15 protein-coding genes are annotated in these 23,216 nt (G+C 72.1%); 6 read left to right on the top strand and 9 right to left on the bottom strand.

Annotation, left to right across the window (positions count from 1 at the left end; genetic code table 11):
• Nucleotides 1-49: 49 nt before the first annotated feature.
• Together pulA and ACZ4M3_RS14450 are read right to left on the bottom strand one after the other, a co-directional pair.
• The gene (pulA, locus tag ACZ4M3_RS14455; RefSeq protein WP_467732408.1) at nt 50-5,407 is read right to left on the bottom strand and encodes a pullulanase-type alpha-1,6-glucosidase; all 5,358 of its coding nucleotides are present in this window, start codon (nt 5,405-5,407) and stop codon (nt 50-52) included.
• Nucleotides 5,408-5,438: 31 nt separating this feature from the next.
• Nucleotides 5,439-7,139 carry a carbohydrate-binding module family 20 domain-containing protein gene (locus ACZ4M3_RS14450; protein ID WP_467732406.1) on the bottom strand — a complete coding sequence of 567 codons (1,701 nt, stop codon included), beginning with the start codon at nt 7,137-7,139 and terminating at the stop codon, nt 5,439-5,441.
• Between the two features lie 550 nt (nt 7,140-7,689).
• Between ACZ4M3_RS14450 and ACZ4M3_RS14445 the strand changes: the two genes are divergently transcribed.
• From ACZ4M3_RS14445 to ACZ4M3_RS14435, 3 genes are all read left to right on the top strand, one after another.
• A complete protein-coding gene (locus ACZ4M3_RS14445) occupies nt 7,690-7,893 on the top strand; it encodes a cold-shock protein (RefSeq protein WP_453354687.1) in 204 nt (67 codons plus the stop codon).
• Nucleotides 7,894-8,209: 316 nt separating this feature from the next.
• Nucleotides 8,210-9,667: a DEAD/DEAH box helicase gene (locus ACZ4M3_RS14440; RefSeq protein WP_467732404.1), complete on the top strand. Its 1,458-nt coding sequence runs from the start codon at nt 8,210-8,212 to the stop codon at nt 9,665-9,667.
• A 51-nt stretch (nt 9,668-9,718) separates the two neighbouring features.
• Complete coding sequence (locus tag ACZ4M3_RS14435) at nt 9,719-10,027, top strand: SCO5918 family protein (RefSeq protein WP_467732402.1); 309 nt, start codon at nt 9,719-9,721, stop codon at nt 10,025-10,027.
• A 243-nt stretch (nt 10,028-10,270) separates the two neighbouring features.
• On the opposite strand, the gene ACZ4M3_RS14430 is transcribed toward ACZ4M3_RS14435, so the two are convergent.
• From ACZ4M3_RS14430 to ACZ4M3_RS14410, 5 genes are read right to left on the bottom strand one after another with little or no spacing between them, the layout of a single operon-like run.
• Nucleotides 10,271-11,287 (bottom strand): LacI family DNA-binding transcriptional regulator, encoded by a 1,017-nt coding sequence (locus ACZ4M3_RS14430; protein WP_467732400.1) that lies wholly within the window; start codon nt 11,285-11,287, stop codon nt 10,271-10,273.
• Nucleotides 11,275-12,864 carry a glycoside hydrolase family 13 protein gene (locus ACZ4M3_RS14425; RefSeq protein WP_467732398.1) on the bottom strand — a complete coding sequence of 530 codons (1,590 nt, stop codon included), beginning with the start codon at nt 12,862-12,864 and terminating at the stop codon, nt 11,275-11,277. The genes ACZ4M3_RS14430 and ACZ4M3_RS14425 overlap by 13 nt, the downstream gene beginning before the upstream one ends.
• A 47-nt stretch (nt 12,865-12,911) precedes the next feature.
• A complete protein-coding gene (locus tag ACZ4M3_RS14420; protein WP_467733087.1) occupies nt 12,912-13,775 on the bottom strand; it encodes a sugar ABC transporter permease in 864 nt (287 codons plus the stop codon).
• A 53-nt stretch (nt 13,776-13,828) separates the two neighbouring features.
• Complete coding sequence (locus ACZ4M3_RS14415) at nt 13,829-14,851, bottom strand: carbohydrate ABC transporter permease (protein ID WP_467732396.1); 1,023 nt, start codon at nt 14,849-14,851, stop codon at nt 13,829-13,831.
• Nucleotides 14,852-14,859: 8 nt separating this feature from the next.
• On the bottom strand, nt 14,860-16,134 hold the full coding sequence (locus ACZ4M3_RS14410) for an extracellular solute-binding protein (RefSeq protein ID WP_467732394.1): 1,275 nt from the start codon (nt 16,132-16,134) through the stop codon (nt 14,860-14,862).
• Nucleotides 16,135-16,356: 222 nt separating this feature from the next.
• Between ACZ4M3_RS14410 and ACZ4M3_RS14405 the strand changes: the two genes are divergently transcribed.
• The 3 genes from ACZ4M3_RS14405 to ACZ4M3_RS14395 all read left to right on the top strand — a co-directional run bounded on the left by ACZ4M3_RS14405 (nt 16,357) and on the right by ACZ4M3_RS14395 (nt 20,002).
• Nucleotides 16,357-17,964: a glycoside hydrolase family 13 protein gene (locus ACZ4M3_RS14405; protein ID WP_467732392.1), complete on the top strand. Its 1,608-nt coding sequence runs from the start codon at nt 16,357-16,359 to the stop codon at nt 17,962-17,964.
• Between the two features lie 25 nt (nt 17,965-17,989).
• Nucleotides 17,990-19,021 carry a LacI family DNA-binding transcriptional regulator gene (locus tag ACZ4M3_RS14400; protein WP_467732390.1) on the top strand — a complete coding sequence of 344 codons (1,032 nt, stop codon included), beginning with the start codon at nt 17,990-17,992 and terminating at the stop codon, nt 19,019-19,021.
• 93 nt (nt 19,022-19,114) lie between these two features.
• Nucleotides 19,115-20,002, top strand: coding sequence for a phosphatase PAP2 family protein (locus tag ACZ4M3_RS14395; protein WP_467732388.1), 888 nt, complete (start codon nt 19,115-19,117; stop codon nt 20,000-20,002).
• Here ACZ4M3_RS14395 and ACZ4M3_RS14390 read toward each other — a convergent pair.
• Both ACZ4M3_RS14390 and ACZ4M3_RS14385 read right to left on the bottom strand, forming a co-directional pair.
• Complete coding sequence (locus tag ACZ4M3_RS14390; protein ID WP_467732386.1) at nt 19,999-21,585, bottom strand: amidohydrolase; 1,587 nt, start codon at nt 21,583-21,585, stop codon at nt 19,999-20,001. The genes ACZ4M3_RS14395 and ACZ4M3_RS14390 overlap by 4 nt on opposite strands.
• Complete coding sequence (locus tag ACZ4M3_RS14385) at nt 21,507-23,147, bottom strand: APC family permease (protein WP_467732384.1); 1,641 nt, start codon at nt 23,145-23,147, stop codon at nt 21,507-21,509. Before ACZ4M3_RS14385 ends, ACZ4M3_RS14390 begins: the two co-directional genes overlap by 79 nt.
• Between the last annotated feature and the right edge of the window lie 69 nt (nt 23,148-23,216).

Raw genomic sequence — 23,216 nt, 5'->3', positions numbered from 1 at the left:
CGGTGCCGGACCATGGCCGGCGCCGCCGCGGAAGTGGGTGGACCGCCCGTCAGGGACGGGCCCGCTCGAAGACCGCCACCGTGCGGGCCGGGGCGCGGAATTCGCCCGTCGCGGTGTCGTACGCCGCCTGCTTGACCGTGTTGTCGGCGCCCGCCGCCTGGACCGGGTGGAGGGCGTAGGGCGTGCCCGCGAGGGCCGGCAGGCGCTGGGACTGCGCGGTGGGGGTGGCGTTGAAGACCACCACCAGGTCGCCCGCGGTCATCGTGATCACCCCGGGCGTCTCGGCCGTCCCCGACAGCGGGAACGCCACGCCCGCCTGGACCGCCTCGGCCGTGGTGAGGGCGAAGGCGGGTTCCGTCGTACGGATGCGCAGCAGGTCGCGGTAGGCGGCCGAGGCGCCGTCGATCTCCGCGCAGCCGGGCGCCGGGGTGGTCAGCAGGGGTTTCGCGTAAGGCCACTTGGCGCGGTTGTCGGCGGCGGGCGGCAGACCCCGGCCGAAGCCGTTGCCGTCGTGGCAGTCCCAGTGGATCGCGTTGAACCAGTCGCCGCTGTCGAAGGAGTTGCGGTCCAGGGACTTCGAGCGGAGCAGGTCGGTCCCCGCCTGGGACAGCGCCGGGCCCTGCGAGAGGGTGGTGACGGCCAGGGCCAGGACCTGCATCCGAGCCCGGTCCGCGGCCGGTGTCCCGGGCGGCAGTTTGTACGTCAGGGCGTCGGCCAGTGTTTCGTTGTCGTGGGCGTCCGCGTACGCGAGGGCGTCGCCGGGGGCGGCCGCGTACCCGGCCGGGGCGCCGTTGTAGGCGAGCTCGGAGCCCTTGATCCGGCGGCCTGCGGTGTCGGTGAAGGCGTACGAGGCGAGGTTGCCGGTCAGCCCCACCTTGATCAGGTCCTGGTCGTGCAGCAGCCGGGCCCGCTGCTGCTCCGGGCTGCCGTTCGCAGCGGCCGCGTTGGGGTCGGTGAACAGGCCGGAGGCGAAGCCCTGTACCCGCGGGTCCTCGTCGAAGGGGCCGCCGCCGCGGACCGCGTCGCGCGCGCGGTCGGAGAAGGTGGCGATCCCGGTCCCGGCCATGTTCTGCTGCGTGGCCTGGACGAAGCGGGCGTCGTCGGCGACCTCGCCGAAGTTCCAGCCCTCCCCGTAGAGGACGATCCGCTTGCCGTCCACGCCGTCCTTCTCGACGGTCAGGGCGTCGAGGGCGGCGCGCACGGCCAGGATGTTGGCCTTCGGGTGGTCGCCCATCAGGTCGAAGCGGAAGCCGTCGACCTTGTACTGCTTGGCCCAGGTGACGACCGAGTCCACGACGAGCCGGCCCATCATCGCGTTCTCGGGGGCCGTGTTGGCGCAGCAGCTGGAGGTGGCGACGCTGCCGTCGGCGAGCAGCCGCTGGTAGTAGCCCGGGACGATGCGGTCCAGCACGGACTGGTCCGACTGCCCGGCCGCCGCGGTGTGGTTGTAGACCACGTCCATGACGGTGCGCAGCCCGGCGCCGTTCAGCGACTGCACCATGCGGCGGAACTCGACGGTGCGGGCGGTGCCCTCGGGCTCACTGGCGTACGAGCCCTCGGGCACGGTGTAGTGCAGCGGGTCGTAGCCCCAGTTGTAGCCGTCCTTCGCGGCCGCGGCCGCCACGCACGCCTGCTGCTGCTCCGAGTCGGGGGCGTAGACCTTGAGGTCGCAGGCCGGTTCGGTGCGGTCGGACGGCTTCTCCGGGATGGTGGCGATGTCGAAGGCCGGCAGGAGGTGCACGTACGAGGTGCCCGCGGCGGCCAGCTCGCGCAGGTGCCGCATGCCGGCCGAGGCGGTGTCGGTGAAGGCGAGGTACTGGCCGGGGTGGGCGGAGGTGCGGTCCGCGACGGAGAAGTCCCGGATGTGGAGTTCCTGGATCTGCGCGGAGGTGAAGGGTACGGGCGCGGGCTTGCGCAGCTCGCGCCAGCCGGGCGGGGCCAGCTTCGGGTCGGCGAGGTCCGCCACCAGGCTGTGGGTGGAGTCGGTGGTCAGGGCGGTGGAGTACGGGTCGGTGACCAGGTTGCGCACCACCCGGCGGACGGTCGGGGCCCAGACGGTGACGGCGTACCGGTAGCGCTTGCCCGTCCAGTTCCGCTCGCCGCGCACCGACCAGACGCCGGTGGTGTCGTCGCGGCGCATGGCGACGTCGCGGCCGTCGAGTTCGAGGGAGACCTGCTGGGCGGTGGGCGCCCACACCGACAGGGTGGGACGGCCGTCCTTGAAGACGGGGCCGAGCGGGGTGGTGGTGGCGTACAGGTCGTCCAGGACTCCGGCGAGCTGTACTCCGGTCGCGGCCAGTACGGCGCCGTTCGCGGCCCGGGCGCTCGCGACGAGCTGGCCGCGCAGGGCGGCGCGGACGCGGTCCCGGTCGCGGGGGTCGACGGTGTAGGCGGCGTACGAGGCCAGGTGCGGGAACTTCTGCTGCTGGCCGGCGGTGAGCCGGGAGCGGTTCAGCCGCAGCCATTGCGCGCCGCCCTCGTGCAGGACGCCGTTGTCGGTGGTGACGGCGCCCTCGCGGGAGGCGAGGAGCTGTACCGAGGCGGCCGCTTCGGGGGCGTTCCAGGCGACGGTGTCGCGGTCGATCCAGACGGCGGCGGCCTGGGTGAGGTCCAGGGCGGCGGCCGAGCCGGCGGGCTGCGGCAGGAGGTACTTCTCGCGGCCGCCCAGCATCCACACCTCGTGGCCACTGGCCTTCAGGTCCAGGGACTGGTCGGTGGGGAGGTCCTTCTCGTCGCCCTTGTGCAGGATGTAGCTCAGGCTGGTGGCGCCGGCGGCGAGGGGGACCTCGTAGACCGCGCCGTAGGAGTCGGTGCGGACGGGCGGGAGCGGCTTGCTCCAGTCGGTCGGGGTGGCGGCGCCGGTCCAGACGTGCAGGCCCCAGCCGTCGTAGGCGCCGTCGGGGCGCTGGTAGTGCAGTACGGCCTTGGCGGGGTCCTGCGGCGGGTAGCCGGGTCGGTCGGTGCGGGCGGCCGCCTGGCCCTGCTCCAGCCAGACTTCGCCGGACTTGGTCACGTCGAGGGTGCGGTCGGCGCTGACGTCCTTGGCGCCGTCCTTGTCGATGACGAGGTAGCCGAGGGAGGACGCGCCGGGCTTGAGGCGGACGTAGGCGAAGGCGCCGTACGCGTCGCGGCCGGTGAAGCCGTGCCCGGCGGGCCAGGGAGTGGCTTCGCCGTCCGCGAGGTCGCCCCAGGCGTACAGCCGCCAGTCGGTGTAGTCGCCGTCGGGGCGGTGGTAGTGGACGACGGCGTACTCGCGCTGCGTTGCGGTCGGGACCTCGACGGGCGGGGCCTGGCCGGCGGTGGAGGCGGCGAGGGCGCCGGCGGTGTGCCCGGCGGAGTCGACGACGACGGCCTTGTAGCGCAGCGGCGTACCGGCCGCTGCGGTGACGTTCTGGGTGACCTTGTACGGGGCGTGGTCGGCGGAGCCGAGGACCTGCCAGGGGCCGGTGCCGCTCTGGGCGGCGAAGACGACCCGGCCCTGGCCGGCGCCGGCACCGGTGACGTCGGCGGTGAGCTCGACGGTGCCGGTGGCCGTCGCCGGGGCGTTGAGGGTGAGGGCGGGGCGGGTGGTGGGGGCGGGGAGCGGGGTCGCGCCCTGGAGGACGACGGAGCCGAGGGCGGGGACGGTGACGGTGAGCTTCCCGGCGGCGTCGGCGCGCGGGGTGGCGGCGCCGCCGTAGAGGGTGCGGTACGGCGCGCCGGCGGGGGCGTCGAGGGTGACCGTGCGGGGCTGGTCGCCGTTGTTGGCGGCCACCAGGTACTCGGTGCGGGCGCGGGTGTCCGTACGGGCGAAGGCGTAGACGGAGCCGTCGGAGAAACGTTCGCTCTGGGCGCCGTCGCGCAGGGCGGGGTGGTCCTTCGTCAGCTTCGAGAGAGCACTGATCTCCTTGTAGAGGGGGTGCTCCGGATCGTAAGCATCGCTCGCGTGGGTGCGGTCGGTGCCGAGCTGGTCGTCGTCCAGATAGTCGGCGATCCGGGTGGCGAACAGCGGCTGACGGGCGTCCTTGTCGCCGCCGGAGCCGATGAAACCCTGCTCGTCGCCCGAGTAGACCACCGGGTTGCCGCGGGAGAGGAACATCAGCTCGTTGGCGAGCCGGTAGCGCGCGAGCAGCTCCTGCTCCCCGGCCCCCGGCCGGTCCTGTTTCAGGAAGGCGCCGAAGCGGCCCATGTCGTGGTTGCCGAGGAAGGTCACCTGCTCGTAGGCGTTGGCCTTGTCGGTGGTGTAGCGGTAGTCGTCAGCGAACACGGAGGCCAGCCGCCCGGCCCCCGCGCCCTGCGAGGCGTACGCCCGGATCGCGTCCTGGAGCGGGAAGTCGAGGGTGGCGTCGAGCCGGCCGCGGGTCACGTACGGGGAGGTGACGGCGGTGTCGGCGGAGTACACCTCCCCGAACATGAAGAAGTTCTTCCGGCCGTGCCGGGCTGCGTACGCGTCGAGCGCGGTCGCCCACTGGGTCCAGAACCCGGTGTCCACGTGCTTGACGGTGTCGATGCGGAACCCGTCGACGGCGAAGTCCGCGACCCACTTCTCGTAGATCTTCTCCATGCCGCTGACGACCTCGGGGCGCTCGGTCCACAGGTCGTCCAGGCCGGAGAAGTCGCCCTGCTCGGCCGACTCGCCCGCGAAGGTCGAGTCGCCGCGGTTGTGGTACATCGCCGGATCGTTGAGCCAGGCGGGGGACTTCAGGTTCTTCTTCGCCTCGGGGACGAAGGGGGTACGGGGGAAGGAACCGGGGCCGGTCGCCGGGAACTTCCGCTTCCCGTCGGCGTAGTCCGCGTCGTCGAAGGGCACCCCGTCCTTCGTCAGGTAGGGGAAGGCGCCCTTCGACAGGTACCCGTAGGACCCCTCCCGGTAGTCCACCACGTCGGCGGTGTGGTTGGTGATGACGTCGAAGAAGACCTTCATCCCCTTCTTGTGCGCCTTGTCGATCAGGCGCTCCAGGTCGGCGTTGGTCCCGAAGTGCGGGTCCACCTGCGTGAAGTCGGTGATCCAGTAGCCGTGGTAGCCCGCCGAGGCGTCCTTCCCCGTGCCCTGCACCGGCTGGTTCTTGAAGATCGGCGCCATCCAGATGGCGGTGGTGCCGAGCCCCTTGATGTAGTCGAGCCGGTCCGTCAGCCCCTTGAGGTCACCGCCCTGGTAGAAGCCCTTGTCCGTCGGGTCCAGACCGGTCTCCAGCCGGCTGCCGGTCAGCCCGCCCCGGTCGTTGCGCGGGTCGCCGTTCGCGAACCGGTCGGGGAGGACGAAGTAGAACTGCTCCCGGGTCAGGTCGTGGCGGGCGGGCTCGGCCGCGAGCTTCGCGTCCGAGGGCGGGGGCGGGGGCGCCTTGGCGGCGGCCGCAGCCGGAAGGGCGGGCAGGAACGTCACGGCCAGGGCGGCCGCGAGCACTCCTGCGACGACGGGGCGTATCACTGCGGATCTCCTCGGAGGGGACGGCGGAAGGTCAGCCGCGCCAGGCGTCGGTCAGCGTGACCTTGCCGTCGGCGGGCACGGTGGCGGTGCGGTTGGCACCGCTCTCCCAGGTCACGTTCCCGGCCGCGTCCTTGCGGAGGTACTTGTACGCGAAGGCGGTCCCGGCCGGGAGCGGGACGTCGAGCTTCCAGACGGGGTAGGCCGCCGGGTCGAGCTTGGGGGCGCCGCCGGCGTTCCAGCTGCCGAGGGCCGCCTGATCGCCGGTGACGAAGATGCTCTCGCCGGGGACGGTGGTGGCGGTGACGACGAACGAGGCCCCGGCGGCGGCCGGGGCGGAAGTCCCGGAGCAGGTCCGGGCGCCGGCGTGCAGGGCGAGCGCGGTGCCGGGCGCGAGTGTGGCGGTGAACTGGCCCGAGGAGCCGACGGTGACGGTCCGCCCGCTCTGCACGTCGCAGTAGGCGCCGGCCGGGAGGGAGGTCTGGAAGGTCCGGGTCAGGGACGCCGCCTCGTGGTTGAGGGCCACGTACGCCTTCGCCCCGCGCCCGAAGGCGATCTGGTCGCCCCCGTTGTCCCACCAGTCGGTGACGGCCTGGCCGCGCGCCGCGTTGCGGAAGGCGACCATGGATGAGATCTCCCGCCAGGCGTGCTGGCACTTCCAGCCGTCGGCGTAACAGGCTTTCACCGTACCGCCGTTCGGCGGACCGGCGTCCTTGTCGGTCCACTCGTAACCGGAGTGGACGTCGGGCGAGCCGTAGGGCCAGGCCAGCATGAACACGTTGGCGAGGGTGTAGTCGGAGCCGTACTTGTAGTTGAGGGTGTCGCCGCCGCGCTCGGTGTCGTGGTTGTCGACGAAGACGCTCGCCTGCCCGGCGGGCAGGTAGCCCCACGCCTCGCCGAAGTTCTTGAGGTACGCCAGGTTCTCGTTCTCGAACACCCGCTTGAGGTCGCGTGCGTAGCGGAACTCCTGGACGTCGCCGTTGCCGAGGTACTCGGTGGGCGAGACCGCCTCGCCGGCGCCGTAGATCGCCTCCTGCTTCCAGTACGCGTGCGGGTCCGTCAGCCGGGACTTGATGCTGGCGAGGTCGGCGGCGGGCATGTGCTTGGCGGCGTCGATGCGGAACCCGTCGACCCCGAGGGAGAGCAGGTCGTTGAGGTACCCGGCGATCCGCCCGCGCACGTACTCCTCGCCGGTGTCCAGGTCCGCGAGCTGCACGAGTTCGCAGTTCTGGACGTTGGCCCGGTCCCGGTAGTCGGATATCGCCACCCGGCAGTCGTCCATGTCGGAGCCGGAGTACAGGCCGGGGTAGCCGTACTTCGTGTACGAAGTGCCGCCGGTTCCGACCCCGTCGGCGGCGGCCATGTGGTTGATGACGGAGTCGGCGACAACCTTCACCCCGGCGGCGTGACAGGCGTCCACCATGGCCTTGAAGGCGGCCCGGTCGCCGAGCCGCCCGGCGATCTTGTAGCTGACGGGCTGGTACGAGGTCCACCACTGCGGCCCCTGGATGTGCTCCTGCGGCGGCGACACCTGTACGTACCCGTACCCGGCGGGGCCCAGGCTCTCCCGGCAGGCCTTGGCGACGGAGTCGAAGCGCCACTCGAACAGCACGGCGGTGACGTCCTTGTCCCCGGGCGCGGCGGCCTCGGCGGGTGCCGCCTGTGCGGTGACGCAGGCGGCTGCGAGGACGGCGGCGGCGAGCAGGGCTCTGGGGGCGCGCGGGAGCGGGGTCATGGGGGGTTCCTCCTGGCGGAAGAGGCGCAGAACAGGCGGGGGACGGGCGTTGAACAGGCGGGGATGGCAGCGACCGTAGGTCCCGGACGGAGCAGCTGCAAGGCCTTGCGCAAGAGATTGCAGAAATGTTTCCCACCGGTGTCACCCCGGAGACGCGCCTCCCACGTGCCTCGCGCCGCCCCGAGGCCCGGCACCGGCCCCGGCCCGCCGCAGGGCCCGCGCGCCGGGCCGCACGGTCCCGGATATCCGGGGAAATCCGCCCTCGCATTTTCCGCATACCTGTCGCGGCAAGCACAGAATTGCGGAGCGGACCCGATGAGCATTTCCCCCCTTCGGGCGCACCCGGACGTTTTTCCACCACTCGCTCGGCGATACCGTGCTACTGTGATTTCAGTTGCAGTTGTGGTTCCCAAACTTTCAGCCCAACCCGCCGGACGAAAAATCCGGCGGACGGCTTCTGTGTGCCGGAAATTTCCGGGCGGGCGATCATCGCGGCGACTTGAGATCCGCACAGTGCGGACTCTGGGCTGTGCCCCAAAGGAGATTCAACATGGCTAATGGCACCGTGAAGTGGTTCAACGCCGAAAAGGGTTTCGGTTTCATCGAGCAGGAGGGCGGCGGTCCTGACGTGTTCGCCCACTACTCGAACATCGCCTCCCAGGGCTTCCGCGAGCTCCAGGAAGGCCAGAAGGTGACCTTCGACATCGCGCAGGGCCAGAAGGGCCCGACCGCCGAGAACATCGTCACCGCCTGACGCTGACGCATCACCACGCAGCTGGGGCCCGCACCTTGGGGTGCGGGCCCCAGCTCGTTGCGTTACCCCCGGCTCCGCCCGCCTCCCACGGCCCGCGCGAGCACGCACCGGGTGCACCGCTCTCCCCGGATTTTCCGCCCGAATGGCGGCCGCCCGCGCGGCGTCCATTACGGCGCACACACCACGGCATTCAGGCCGGCATTCAATGCCCCCGCCGCCGTTCGCATTCAAATCGGCTCGTTCCTGTGAATTCGCGCGACTATTCCGCCGCTGAATTTCCTCGACGCGTGCCGTCCCGTATCGAGGAAGGTTCAGCATGAACCGCACACGCACGAACGACCGCTCTTCCCGCGCCCCCCGCACGACCGGCGGCTTCGCCGGCCGTGGCAGCCGTTTCGGCTCCCCCGCTCCCAGCCGCTCGGGCGGCGCGGGCCGCCCGGGCGGTTACGGCCGCCGCCCGGCCGCCCTCCAGGGTGAGTTCGCCCTGCCCGTCACCCACACCCCGGCGCTCCCGGCCGTCGAGGCCTTCGCCGATCTCGACATGCCCGAGCAGCTGCTGGCCGCCCTGGGCGCCGAGGGCGTCTCCGTACCGTTCCCGATCCAGGGCGCGACGCTCCCCAACACCCTCGCCGGGCGCGACGTGTTGGGCCGCGGCCGCACCGGTTCGGGCAAGACCCTGGCCTTCGGCCTCGCCATGCTGGCCCGCACGGCGGGACAGCGTGCGGAACCCCGCCAGCCGCTCGCGCTGGTCCTCGTACCCACCCGCGAACTGGCGCAGCAGGTCACCGACGCGCTCACGCCCTACGCCCGCTCGCTGAAACTGCGGCTGGCCACGGTCGTCGGCGGAATGTCGATCGGCAAGCAGGCCAGCGCGCTGCGCGGCGGCGCCGAAGTCGTCGTAGCCACCCCCGGGCGCCTCAAGGACCTCATCGACCGCGGCGACTGCCGGCTGAACCAGGTCGCCGTCACCGTGCTCGACGAGGCCGACCAGATGGCCGACATGGGCTTCATGCCCCAGGTCACGGCCCTCCTCGACCAAGTGCGCCCGGAGGGCCAGCGGATGCTGTTCTCCGCGACCCTGGACCGCAACGTCGACCTCCTGGTCCGCCGCTACCTGACCGACCCCGTCGTGCACTCCGTGGACCCCTCGGCCGGCGCGGTCACGACGATGGAGCACCACGTGCTCCACGTACACGGCACCGACAAGCAGGCCACCACGACCGAGATCGCCGCCCGCGACGGGCGCGTGATCATGTTCCTGGACACCAAGCACGCGGTGGACCGCCTCACGCAGGACCTGCTGAACAGCGGCGTGCGCGCCGCGGCGCTGCACGGCGGCAAGTCCCAGCCGCAACGCACCCGCACCCTCGCCCAGTTCAAGACCGGGCACGTCACCGTGCTGGTGGCGACGAACGTCGCGGCCCGCGGCATCCACGTCGACAACCTCGACCTCGTCGTCAACGTCGACCCGCCGACCGACCCGAAGGACTACCTCCACCGCGGCGGCCGCACCGCCCGCGCCGGAGAGTCCGGCAGCGTCGTCACCCTGGTCACCCCGAACCAGCGCCGCGACATGGCGCGCCTGATGGCCGCCGCCGGGATCACCCCGCAGACCACCCAGGTCCGCTCGGGCGAGGCGGAGCTGAACCGCATCACCGGCGCCCAGGCCCCCTCCGGCGTCCCGGTCACCATCACGGCGCCCCCGGCCGCCCGTACCTCCCGCGGCGGCGCGGCCCGCCGCGGCCGCCGCCGGCCCTTCGGCGCGGCAGCGTAGAACCGCTCACAGCCCTCCCGACAGTTCCCTCCCACCCCTCTGTGAGGTCTCATGCGCTGCGTCATCGCCCGTTTCCCCTTCGAGCTCACCAAGAGCGGCGTGCTGGAGGCGATGAAGGGCGTCAAGCCCGAACCGGTCACCGGTGAGTCCGTGATCATCGGGCGCCGCCAGTACCCCGTGAAGCAGGTGGGCGAGGTCGTCACCCGCCAGGACCGCCGCGACTTCAGCTCCGGCGAGGTCACCCGGGCCATGACGGCCCTCGGCTTCACCTGCCGCACCCTCGCCCCCCTCCGCCCGGCGGTGTCCCTCACCCCCCTCCAAGCCGCCTCGGCCCTCCTCGGCTCCCCCACCCCGGCCTGACCCCTCCGCCCTCGCCGGGACCGACGTCCCGGCGAGGGCGGAGCGTCGCGCCTGGGCGGCCCGCCGCCCCCGCTGCCGCGATCGAAGACATGGATCGGCGGCTTCACCGAAGGCGGCCGCCGCCAGTCGATGCGCCGGCGCACGCTACGGGGAGGTGCTCCCGCGGGGCTGGATGCGCCGGGCGGTATCGCGGGGCTTGTCGGAGGCAACCGGCGGATATGGCGGGACCCATGGGGCAGCCCCCTACTCCCCCGGCCCTTGGCCCGTCGAGCCGCGGACCACCAGCTCCGGCTGGAACACGTACTCCGTGCGCTGGACCGGGGTGCCCGCCACCGCCTCCAGGAGGGCTCCGACCGCCGCCGTCGCCATCGCGCGGACCGGCTGGCGGACCGTCGTCAGCGGCGGGTCCGTGAAGGCGATCAGCGGGGAGTCGTCGAAGCCGACCACCGACACGTCCTCCGGCACCCGCAACCCCCGCTCGCGCACCGCCCGGATCACCCCCAGTGCCATCGGGTCGCTCCCGCACACGATCCCGGTGCACCCCCGCTCCAGCAGGGCCCCGCCCGCCGCGTGGCCCCCCTCGACCGTGAACAGCGTGCGCTGGATCAGCCCCTGCGACTCCGCCCCCGGGACCGCCGCCACGAACCCCTGCTCCTTGCGCGCCGACGGCACGTACCGCGTCGGCCCGATGGCCAGCCCGATCCGGCGGTGTCCCAGGTCCTCCAGGTGGCGCACGGCCATGTCCGCCGCCGCCCGGTCGTCCGGGGAGATGAACGGGGCGTTCACCGCCTCGTTGAACCCGTTGATCAGTACGAACGGCACCCCCCGCGCCGCGAGCCGCTGGTAGCGCGCCGGATCGGCGGACGCGTCCGCGTGCAGGCCGGACAGGAAGACGATCCCGGTGACCCCCCGCTCCTCCAGCTGCTCCACCAGCTCGTCCTCGGTGGCCCCGCCCGGCGTCTGCGTGCACAGCACCGGCGTGTACCCGTGCCCCGCCAGCGCCTGCTCGATGACCTGCGCGAACGCCGGGAAGATGGGGTTGGTGAGCTCCGGGATCAGCAGCCCCACCAAACCGTTGCTGCGCCGTTTGAGCCGCACCGGCCGCTCGTAGCCCAGCAGGTCCATCGCGGCCAGCACCCGGTGCCGGGTGCCGGCCGCCACGCCCGCCTTGCCGTTGAGCACCCGGCTGACGGTCGCCTCGCTGACCCGGGCCTGCGCGGCGATGTCCGTCAGCCGCAGCGGGGAATTCACCCCAGCCACCACACCGCGCTGTCGGCGGGCAGGACGCCCGGGCCGGCCTGCTCCGCGCTGGCCAGCAGCACCCGGCCCGGCGCCGGCATCCGTACGGCCTCGCCCGTCGTGTTGACCGTGCAGACGAAGGCGCCCCGCCGGAAGGCCAGTACGCCGGCCGGCGCCTCCAGCCACTCCACGGCGTCGCCCGCCCCGAGCTCGGCCCGCTCGCGGCGGATCCGCAGCGCCGCCCGGTACAGCTCCAGCGTGGAGGAGGGGTCGCCGGTCTGCGCCTCGACGCTCAGCCCCGCCCACTCGGCCGGCTGCGGCAGCCAGCTGCCACCCTCCCCGAAGCCGTACGGGGCCTCGGTCCCGGACCACGGGATCGGCACGCGGCAGCCGTCGCGGAGCCCGTCCTGGCCGTTCTCCTTGAAGAAGGACGGGTCCTGGCGCACCGCGTCCGGCAGGTCCACCACCTCCGGCAGGCCGAGTTCCTCGCCCTGGTACACGTACGCCGACCCCGGCAGCGCCAGCATCAGCAGCGCGGCGGCCCGGGCCCGGGCCAGGCTGCCGAACCGGGTGCGGTGCCGTACGACGTCGTGGTTGGACAGCACCCACGTCGTCGGCGCCCCCACCGGCCGCATCGCGTCGAGCGAGTCGTCGATGGCGGCGCGCAGCGCGTCCGCGTCCCAGCCGGTGCTCAGGTAGTGGAAGTTGAAGGCCTGGTGCAGCTCGTCGGGGCGCAGGTAGAGCGCGGTGCGGTCGGCGCTGGGGGTCCAGGCCTCGGCGACGCCGATGCGGTCGCCCGCGTACTCGTCGAGCACCTTGCGCCAGGAGCGGTAGATCTCGTGCACGCCGTCCTGGTCGAAGAACGGCAGCACCTGGTTGCCGAGCAGCTTGAGCTGTTCGTCGCGGCCGAGGTCGGGCAGGCCGGGGGCCTTGACCAGGCCGTGCGCGACGTCGATGCGGAAGCCGTCGGTGCCGAGGTCGAGCCAGAAGCGCAGGATGGAGCGGAACTCGTCCTGTACGGCGGGGTGTTCCCAGTTGAAGTCGGGCTGCTCGGGCGCGAACAGGTGCAGGTACCACTGTCCGTCGGCCACCCGGGTCCAGGCCGGGCCGCCGAAGATCGACTCCCAGTCGTTCGGCGGCAGGGAGCCGTCCGCACCCCGGCCGGCGCGGAAGTGGAAGCGTTCGCGCAGCGGGCTGCCGGGCCCCTCGCGCAGCGCCTGCTTGAACCATTCGTGCTGGTCGGAGCAGTGGTTGGGGACGAGGTCGACGATGATGCGCAGGCCGAGTGCGTGGGCTTCGCGAATGACCGCGTCGGCGTCGTGCAGGGTGCCGAACATGGGGTCGATGGCCCGGTAGTCGGCGACGTCGTAGCCGGCGTCGGCCTGCGGGGAGGCGTAGAAGGGGCTGAGCCAGACGGCGTCGACGCCCAGTTCCTTGAGGTAGGGCAGCCGGCTGCGGACGCCTTCGAGGTCCCCCATGCCGTCCCCGTTGGAGTCGGCGAAGCTGCGCGGATAGACCTGGTAGATCACCGCTTCTCTCCACCAGCCGGGCCGCGTGGCGGTCGTGGCGGGGAGTGCGTCGGCGAGGTGCTGGGTCATGGTGTCCTTGGAGAGGTCGGGCCGGAACGGGGATGCGGGCAGGGTGGTCAGCCCTTGGTCGCGCCCGCTGTCATCCCGGCGACGAGGTGACGCTGGGCGAAGAGGAAGAAGAACGCCGCGGGGATGGCGATGAGGACGGAAGCGGCGCTCATCGCACCCCAGTTGGAGGTGTACTGGGTGACGAAGGTCTGCAGTCCCCCGGCGAGGGTGAGGTGCTCGTCGCCGACCATGAAGGCGGAGGCGTAGGCGACTTCGCCCCAGGCGGTGATGAAGGCGTAGAAGCCGGTGACCGCGAGGCCGGGCTTGGCGAGGGGCAGGACGAGGCGCCAGAAGGTGCCGAAGGGGTTGAGGCCGTCGACGCGCCCGGACTCGTCGATCTCGACCGGGATGGTGTCGAAGAAGCCCTTCATCATCCACGCGCAGAACGGCACGGCGATGGTGAGGTAGGTGATGATCAGCCCGAGGGGCTGGTTGAGCAGTCCGAGCTGTCCCATGAGGTTGTACAGCGGGACGATGAGGATGGCCATCGGGAACATCTGCGTGATGAGCAGGGTCCACATCAGCGGCTTCATGCCGGGGAACTTGAACCGGCTGACCGCGTACCCGGTGGTGGCGGCGATGAACACGCCGAGGACCGTGGTGATGCCGGCGACGAGGACGGAGTTGCCGAACCAGGTGAAGAAGGAGGTCGACTCCACCAGGTAGCGGTAGTTGTCGAGGGTGGGTTCCTTCACGAAGTCCGTGGAGATGGCGTACTTCGCGGGCTTGATGGAGGTCAGCAGGACCCACAGCACCGGGAAGACGGCGATCACGGAGGCGACGATCAGGGTGAGGTGCAGTCCGGCGGAGGCGAGCGGGGAGCGCTCGCCCCGCTTGCGTGCCGGACCGGGGCGCTCGGCCGGCTTGCGCACGGGACCGGAGCGCTCGCCGCGCTCGCGTACGGGAACGTTGGCCGTCGTCACGGTCACCACACCTCTCCCTGCTTGCGCAGCGAGCGCCGGTAGACCAGCGCGAAGATCATGAGCAGGGCGAGGATCAGCACGCCCCAGGTGGCGGAGCCCGCGAAGTCGCGCGGGCTGGCCACGAAGGCCTCGCGGAAGGCCTGGGTCACGAGGATCTCGGTGGAGTCGCCGGGGCCGCCCCGGGTCAGCAGGAAGATCACCGGGAACATGTTGAAGGTCCAGATGGTGGAGAGCAGGATCACGGTCATGCTCACCGCGCGCAGACCGGGCAGCGTGATGTGCCGGAACCGCTGCCAGGGAGTGGCCCCGTCCATCTCGGCGGCCTCGTACAGCTCGCCGGGGATGGACTGCAGGCCGCCGAGCAGGGCGACCATCATGAAGGGGATGCCGAGCCAGACGTTGACGGCGATGACGGAGACCTTGGCCCAGGTCGGGTCGTCGAGCCAGGGGATCGCGGAGATCCCGCCGCCGTCGAGCAGCTTGTTGAGGATGCCGCTGTCGCGGTTGAAGAGGAACCGCCAGGCGAAGACGGACACGAAACCGGGGACGGCCCAGGGCAGGATGAGCGCCATGCGGTAGGCGGCCCGGCCGCGGAACTGGCGGTTGAGCATGGTGGCGAGGGCCAGTCCGAGCGCGAAGGTGATCGACACGCACAGGACGGTCCAGGTGACGGTCCACACCAGCCGTTGCAGGAACACCGGGTCGGCGAGGACGTCCGCGTAGTTGTCGAGGCCGACGAACTTGTACGTCGCCTCGATGTGGTTGGCGCCGATGGTGCGGGCGACGTTGCGTTCGTTGGCGTCGGTCAGCGACAGGTAGACGCCCCGGACGAGCGGCCAGCCGATGATCACTCCGAGCACGAGCACCACCGGGGCCACCATGGCCCAGGCGTACCAGTGGGTGGCGAGGGCGCGCCTCGCTCCCCCGCGGTTGTCAGTCCTGCGGCTCCGGCCGCGGCCGTCGAGGGCGTCCGCGCCCTCGCCGTCCGCGGCCGTCGCCACCGACTGGCTGGTGTGAGCAGCCATCTTCTCGTCTACTTCCAACCCTTTAGGATCTTGCGGAACTCGGCGCCGGCCGCCTTCGCCGCGTCCTCGGGGGTCGCCGCGCCGGTGATGGCCTTGGTGTACTCGACCTTGAGGGGCTCGAAGAGCGAGCCGTTCTCCGGGATCCAGGCGCGCTCGACGGCCTTGTCCACGGCCGGCTTGAAGAACTGGACCATCTCGCTGGACTTGACGTCCGGCTGTTCGTAGGCGGCCGTCCGGGTCGGCAGCAGGCTCAGCTCCTTGGCGGACTGGACCTGCACCTCCTGCGAGGTCATGTACTCGACGAAGGCGTGCGAGGCGGCGCGGTTCTTGGAGCCGGCGTAGACGGCGAGGTCGTGGCCGCCCTGCGGGGAGCCGGCCTTGACGGAGCCGGCCGGGACGGGCGCGACGCCGAGGTTGGCCTTGTCCTTGAACTGGTCGCCGGCGTAGGTGTCGGCGACGGCCCACGGACCGTTGATCATCATGGCTGCTTCGCCCGACTTGAAGGCGGTCTGCATGTTGGTCCAGCCGTCGGTGGCGTTGGTGATCGCCGCGCCGGAGGTGACCAGGTCACGGGCCGTCTTGAAGGCCTTGACGCCCGCCGGGTTGTCGACGGTGACCGTCTTGGTCTTCGCGTCGACCAGGTCGCCGCCCTCGCCGTAGATCAGCGGGAGGAACCAGTAGGAGTCGTCGCCGCGCAGGTACAGGCCGGCCTTGCCGGTCTTCGCCTTGATGGCGGCGGCGGCCGTCTTGACCTCCTCCAGCGTCTTGGGGGGCTGGACACCGGCGTCGGCGAGCATCTTCTTGTTGTAGAAGAGGCCGAGGGTGTCGATGACCTGGGGAACGGCGTAGGTCTTGCCCTCGTACTTGCCGCTGGCCGCGGCCTGCGGCAGGAACTCGGCGTCGACCTTCTTCGCGGTGTCGGCGGGCACCTCGTCGAGGTAGCCGAGCGAGGCGAAGTCGGCGACCCAGCCGACGTCGGCGCGGATCACGTCGGGGGCTTCGGAACCACTGCTGAAGGCGTTCTTGACCTTGTTCTGGGCGTCGCCGTACGGCACGTTGACGTACTTGACGGTCACCTTCGGGTGCTTCGCGGTGAACGCCTCGGCGATCTTCTGGAAGCTGGCCTTCTCCGCGTCGTTGGAGGTGTCCCACCACGTCACGGTCCCGGAGAGCTCGCCGCCGGACTGGGTGTCGCCGCCGCTGTCCTTGGTGTCACCGCCGCAAGCCGTCGCCGCGAGTGCCAGGGTCGCGACCAGCGCGGTGGCCGCTATGCCACGCCGCATATGAACTCCTTCGATGATCCCGGCCGCTTCCTCGCGGTCCCGAGTTGCCAGGAACGTAACAAGACTGAAAGCCGACCGAAAGACCTTGCGGCAATTTTCTGCAAGCGCTGGTGATCGTTACATCCGTGTGTCCGTACGGTTGCCGCGGCTTGCTGTTAGTTCGACCCACCTTCGAGTCGTCAGGCCCGCAACCAGGGGCCGGGTGCTCGCGTTGACCCCGATATGACCCATGAGCTGACCGCGTCCCCGCTTGCAAGCGCTTCCAGCGACGGGACCGCGAACGGCGGCTGGTGGCGCGATGCCGTCATCTACCAGGTGTACGTACGATCCTTCGCCGACAGCGACGGGGACGGCGTGGGCGACCTGCGCGGCGTCCGCGAGCGGCTCCCGCACCTGGCCCGGCTCGGGGTCGACGCCGTCTGGCTGACCCCCTTCTACGTCTCCCCGCAGGCCGACGGCGGCTACGACGTCGCCGACTACCGCGCCGTCGACCCGCTCTTCGGCGACCTCTCCGACGCCGACGACCTCGTACGGGCCGCCCACGACCTCGGGCTGCGGGTCATCGTGGACGTGGTGCCGAACCACACCTCGGACCGGCACCCCTGGTTCCGCGAGGCCCTCGGCGATCCCGCGGCGCGGGCCCGCTACCACTTCCGGCCGGGGCGCGGCCCGGGCGGGGCGCTGCCGCCCAACGACTGGGAGTCCGTCTTCGGCGGCCCGGCCTGGACCCGGGTCGCGGACGGGCAGTGGTACCTGCACCTGTTCGCGCCCGAGCAGCCCGACCTCAACTGGGACCATCCCGAGGTCGCCGAGGAGTTCGCGTCGGTCCTGCGGTTCTGGCTCGACCTCGGCGTGGACGGCTTCCGGGTCGACGTGGCGCACGGGATGGTCAAGGCCGTCGGGCTGCCGGACATCGGGCACGGCGCGCAGGCGACGCTGATCGGCACCCAGCCGTTGCCGTTCTTCGACCAGGACGGCGTGCACGAGATCCACCGCTCGTGGCGGCGGCTGCTCGATTCCTACGAGGGCGCGCGGATCGGGGTCGCCGAGGCGTGGGCGCCGACCTCGGAGCGGCTCGCGCTGTACGTGCGGCCCGACGAGCTGCACCAGGCCTTCAACTTCCGGTTCCTGAACTGCCCGTGGGACGCTGCGGCGATGCGGACCGTCATCGACGAGTCCCTGGCCGCCACCGCCTCGGTGGGGGCGCCGACGACATGGGTGCTGTCCAACCACGACGTCGTACGGCACCGCACCCGGTTCGGCAGCCTGGCCCGGGCCCGGGCCGCCGCGCTGCTGATGCTGGCGCTGCCGGGGTCGGCGTACGTGTACCAGGGCGAGGAACTCGGCCTGCCGGAGGTGGTGGACCTGCCCGACGCCGTGCGCCAGGACCCGGCGTTCCACCGCTCCGCCGGGCAGGAGGGGCTGCGCGACGGCTGCCGGATCCCGCTGCCCTGGTCCGGCCAGGAGCCCCCGTACGGCTTCGGCGGCGGTGGGACCTGGCTGCCGCAGCCGGCCGACTGGGCCGGGCTGACCGTCGCCGCCCAGACGGGCGACCCGCACTCCACGCTGGAGCTGTACCGCGCGGCCCTGGAGCTGCGCCGCGCGCTGCCGGGGCTCGGCTCCCCGGACGCGGGCGGGCTGACCTGGCTGTCCGCCCCCGAAGGGGTACTGCTGTTCACCCGGCCCGGCTTCGCCTGCACCCTCAACAGCCGGCCCGGCGCGCTCGAACTGCCCGCGCCCGGGCGGCCCGTACTGTCGAGTGCGCCGGTGGAGACGGACGGGCGCACGGTGCTGCTGCCGCCGGAGTCGTGCACGTGGTGGGCATTGTGACGTGCGACCGGTACAGTCCAATCCCGTGACCGCACGGCTAGCCGACATCGCAGCCCAGGCGGGGGTCAGCGAAGCCACAGTCAGCCGCGTGCTCAACGGCAAGCCCGGTGTGGCCGCGGGCACCCGCGAGTCCGTGCTGGCCGCGCTCGACGTGCTCGGCTACGAGCGGCCCGTACGGCTGCGCCAGCGCAGCGCGGGCCTGGTCGGGCTGATAACGCCCGAGTTGGACAACCCCATCTTCCCGGCGCTCGCCCAGGTGATCGGCCAGGCGCTGACGCGGCAGGGGTACACCCCGGTGCTGGCGACGCAGACGCCCGGCGGGTCCACCGAGGACGAGCTGACGGAGATGCTGGTCGACCGCGGGGTCTCCGGGATCATCTTCGTCTCGGGGCTGCACGCGGACACCACCGCGGACATGGGCCGCTACGACCAACTGCGCGGCCAGGGCGTCCCCTTCGTGCTGATCAACGGTTTCTCCGACAAGGTGCGGGCCCCGTTCGTGTCCCCCGACGACCGGGCCGCGATGCAGCTCGCCGTGACGCACCTGAGCGCCCTCGGGCACACCCGGATCGGCCTGGCGGTCGGACCGAAGCGGTTCGTGCCCGTACTGCGCAAGATCGAGGGGTTCCGGCTCGGCATGAAGGAGCGGCTCGGTCTGGGCGAGGCCGAGACGGAGGAGCTGATCCAGCACTCCCTGTATTCACTGGAGGGCGGGCAGGCCGCCGCCGCCGCGCTGATCTCCCGCGGCTGCACGGCGATCGTCTGCGCGAGCGACATGATGGCGCTCGGCGCGATCCGGGCGGCGCGGCAGCAGGGACTGCGGGTGCCGCAGGACGTGTCGGTGGTCGGGTTCGACGACTCCCCGCTCATAGCGTTCACCGATCCGCCGTTGACCACCATCCGGCAGCCGGTGCAGGCCATGGGGCAGGCGGCGGTCCGCACGCTGCTGGAGGAGATCGGCGGTACGCCGGCCCCGCACAGCGAATTCGTGTTCCTGCCGGAGCTGGTGGTGCGCGGATCGACCGCTTCCGGGCCCGGGCAGCGGCGGCCCTCGTAGGGGTCCCGCTACTCCCCAGGGCTGAGCGGCTGCGCCCAAGACCGTCCCGAGGGATGATCGTGGGCAGGAAGCCATCTGGCAGACTCTTTCCCCATGGGTGAATCGAGCGTGAAGACACTGGAAACCCGGACGGACGTCTCGTCACCCCCCGTGACCGAGCAGGAGACCCGCCCGGGCTACCAGGGCACTCTCCTCGCCCGTCTGCGGGTGCCGCGCCGCCCGAGGATCTGGTTCGAGGTCCTGCTCATCGCGATCAGCTACTGGACCTACTCGCTGATCCGCAACGCGGTGCCGGAGCAGAAGACGGCGGCGCTGGCGAACGCCGACTGGATCTGGCGCACCGAGCACACGCTGGGCATCGCCGTGGAGCACACCGTCAACCACGCCGTCAACTCGGTGACGTGGCTGATCGTGGGCATGAACTACTACTACGCCACGCTGCACTTCATCGTGACGATCGGCGTGCTGGTCTGGATCTACCGCTTCCATCCCGGGCGTTACGCGGCCACCCGGTTCGTGCTGTTCGCGACGACGGGCGTGGCCCTGCTCGGGTACTACTTCTACCCGCTGGCGCCGCCCCGGCTGATGAACGGGCAGCACTTCGTCGACACGGTGCTCGTGCACCACACCTGGGGTTCGATGGCCTCGGGGAACCTCAAGCACATGTCGAACCAGTACGCTGCGATGCCGTCCATGCACATAGGGTGGTCGCTGTGGTGCGGGCTGACGATCTTCGCGGTCGCGTCCGCGCCCTGGGCCCGCGTCCTGGGCCTGCTGTATCCGGCGGCGACCCTGGTGGTCATCGTCGCCACCGCGAACCACTTCTGGCTGGACGCCGCGGGCGGCATGCTCTGCCTGGCCTTCGGGTACACGGTCTCGGGCCTCTGGTACGGCTCCCTCCCCCACCGCCTGCCCCGCCGCCCCCGGGCCGCGGACCCGCACCCGGTGACGGCCGCGCTGCTCAACCGGGTCCGGCGTTAGCCTTCCTGTTCCCGGTACGTGATCCGGCCGCCCGACATCGTGAGCCGGACCGGGGCCGCTGCCAGCTCGTCGGGCGGGCACCGCACCGGGTCGAGGGCGAAGGCCGTCAGGTCCGCCCGGTACCCGGCGGCGATCCTGCCCGCCACCCGCTGCTCCCCGGCCGCCAGTGCGGCGTGCGAGGTCATGCCCTCCAGGGCCATCAGCCCCGTCAGGCCGGGTCCGGCCGCGGCCGCGCCGAGCGGGCTCCGGGCGGTCGCCAGGACCTGGCGGGCGTCGTGGTGGGCGATGGGCCAGTCCGAGCCGAGCGCGAGGACGGCGCCGGCGTCGCGCAGGTCCCGGCAGCGCCAGGCCCGGCGGGCCCGGTCGTCGCCGAGCCGCCTGGACCACTCGTCGGTGTGGTCGGCGCGGGTGTACCCGGTGTGCGGCGGCTGCATCGAGGCGATCACCCCGAGCTCTGCGAACCGCTCCAGCTGGTCGTCGGGAACGGTCTCGATGTGCTCGATCCGGTGCCGCGCCCGGGCCTGTGGGCCCAGGGTGGCCACGGTGTCGAGGACGTGCCGGACCGCCGCGTCACCGATGGCGTGGGTCGCGGTGCGCACCCCGGCCGCGTCCAGGATCCGTACGGCGCGGGAGTAGGCCCGGGGGTCCGGCCAGAAGGCGTCCGTGCCCCGGCCGTGGCAGTCGGCGTGCTCCAGCCACGCGGTGCCGCCCTCGACGGTGCCGTCCATGAAGAACTTGACGCCTCCGACCCGCCAGTGGCGGCCGGAGCTGCGCTGGAGCGCGATCAGTGCGGCCAGGTCGGCCGCGGTGGCGCCGGGCATGCACCAGGGGGCCAGGCTCAGCCTGAGCGGCAGGTCCGTCGTCTCCTCCACCGCGGCCAGCAGGCCGGGGACGTCGTCCCCGAGGTCCATGACGTGGGCGCCGGTGAGGCCGGTGGCCGCCATGTCGGCGAGCAGGGCCAGCAGGCGGGCCCGGCGCTCGGCGGTGGAGGGCTTGGGTACCAGGGCGGCCACCAGCTCCATCGCCGCGTGCTCCACGAGGTGGCCGGTGGGCCGGCCGGCCCTGTCGCAGACGATCTCGGAGCGCTGGGCGAACGGGCGCGGCCCGGTGATTCCGGCGGCGTGCAGGGCCGCGCCGCTGGCGAGGGCGGAGTGGCCGTCGTAGAGGCGCAGGAAGGCGGGGGCGCCGGCCAGGGCGTCCTCGATCAGCTCCCGGTCGACGGGCTGCCCGGCGAAGGCGTTGTGGTCGAGGCCGTGACCGGTGACCCAGCCGCCGGGGCCCCGGTCGGCGGCGCGCAGGGCGGCGCGCAGCCCGGCGGGGTCCCGGACGGCGGAGAGGTCGGTTCCGGTGGCCATCTCGATGCCCCAGACGGGGTGGCTGTGGGCATCGGTGAGGCCGGGGGTGAGGGTGGCGCCGCCGAGGTCGACGAGTTCGGTGCCGGGGCCGCGCCAGTCACATACGTCGGCCTGCTCGCCCACCGCGAGGATCTGGCCGGCCCGGACGGCTACCGCGCGGGCTTCGGGGCGGGCGGGGTCGAGGGTGCGGACGCGGACTCCGGTGAGGACGGTGTCGGCAGCGGGCACGGGGCTTCTCCTTGGTGGGGTACTCGGGCTCCGGACGCGGTGGCGCAGGCTTGGGCCGGCTCCACGGCTTCGGCCGGCTCCCCGGCTTGGGCCGGCTCCCCGGCTTGGGCCGGCTCCGTGACCTCCGGCGGTTCTTGGGCGAACCGGGCGTACACCTCGGGGCGTCGGGCCTCCAGCCGGCGGGCGAGGCCGAGGCCGCCGAGGAAGACGGCGGGGACGAGGGCGACGAGGACGGTGTCGACGGTGGTGGAGGCCATGGTGAACAGGCCCACCTTGGAGACGACCAGGACGAGCGCGACGGCCAGCAGCACGGCCGCGGCGACCGGTGCGACGACGGTCCGCCAGCGGCCCTCGGCGTGGGTGACGCGGCGGAAGTAGCCGGGTACGGCCAGCGCGGCGAGCAGCATCAGCGCCATCAGGCCGATCATGCCGGGGGTGTTCACCCAGAGCAGCAGCTGCTGGTAGGGGTCCGCGCCGGCCAGGGCGAACCCGAGGACGATGACGGTCCCGAGGACGGTCTGGGCGGCTCCGGCCCGGTACGGGGAGCCGTGGCGGGGGTGGATCCGCCCGAGGGCGGCGGGCAGGACGCCTTCCTCGGCGAGGGCGAGTCCGTAGCGGTTGATGGCGTTGTGGAAGGCGAGCAGGGACGCGAAGACGCTGGTGACGATGAACAGGTGCATCAGGTCGGCCGCCCAGGGGCCGACGTAGGTGGTGATGGCGGTGAAGAACAGACCGCCGGGGTCCGCGCCGGCGGCGGCGATGACCTCCTCGGCGCCGAACGCCTGGATCACGGTCCAGACGACGAAGGCGTAGAAGAGGCCGAGGAAGGCGACGGCGATGTAGGTGGCGCGCGGGATGGTCCGGTCGGGGTCGCGGGCCTCGCGGCGGTAGATGACGGTCGACTCGAAGCCGGTGAAGGCGGCGAAGGCGAAGGCGAGGACGGCGGCGGTGCCGGGGACGAGGACCGCTCCGGGGGCGAAGGAGCCGGCCGAGAGCCCGTGGGCGCCGCCCTTGAGGAGGACACCGGCGGCCAGCAGGACGAGTATCCCGGTCTCGGCGACGAGGAGGACGCCGAGCACCTTGGCGCCGAAGTCGATGGAGCGGAAGCCGCCGTACCAGACGAGGCCGAGGCCGAGGAGGGAGACGGGCAGCCAGGGGACGTCCAGGCCCCACAGGGCGTGTGCGGTGTCGGCGGTGGTGCTGCCGAGCAGGCCGTAGACGCCGATCTCCATGCCGTTGTAGCCGACCAGGGCGAGGAGGGCGGCGCCGATGCCGACGCGCTTGCCGAGGCCGCGGGTGATGTACGCGTAGAAGGCGCCGGCGCTGCGGACGTGGCGGCTCATGGTGGTGAAGCCGACGGCGAAGACGGCGAGGGTGAGACCGGCGAGGAGGTACCCGGCGGGGGCGCCGATGCCGCCGAGGAGGATCGCGACGGGGGCGACGCCGGCCATGACGGTGAGCGGCGCGGCGGCGGAGACGACGAAGAAGGAGATGTCGGCGGTGCCGAGCGTGCCCCGGCGGAGGGCGGGTCCGGCTGCTGGTGGCGCTGGCGTTTCGGGCATGCGGGGGCACCCTTCTGCGAACGGCAGGCGGCGGGAGCCGAAAACCTAAAGGTTTTCGGTTCGCGGCAA

This window comes from Streptomyces sp. NPDC026522, assembly GCF_055567555.1.
Note: the sequence above shows the minus strand (reverse complement) of the source record. Positions and strands in the feature narration are given on the sequence as shown.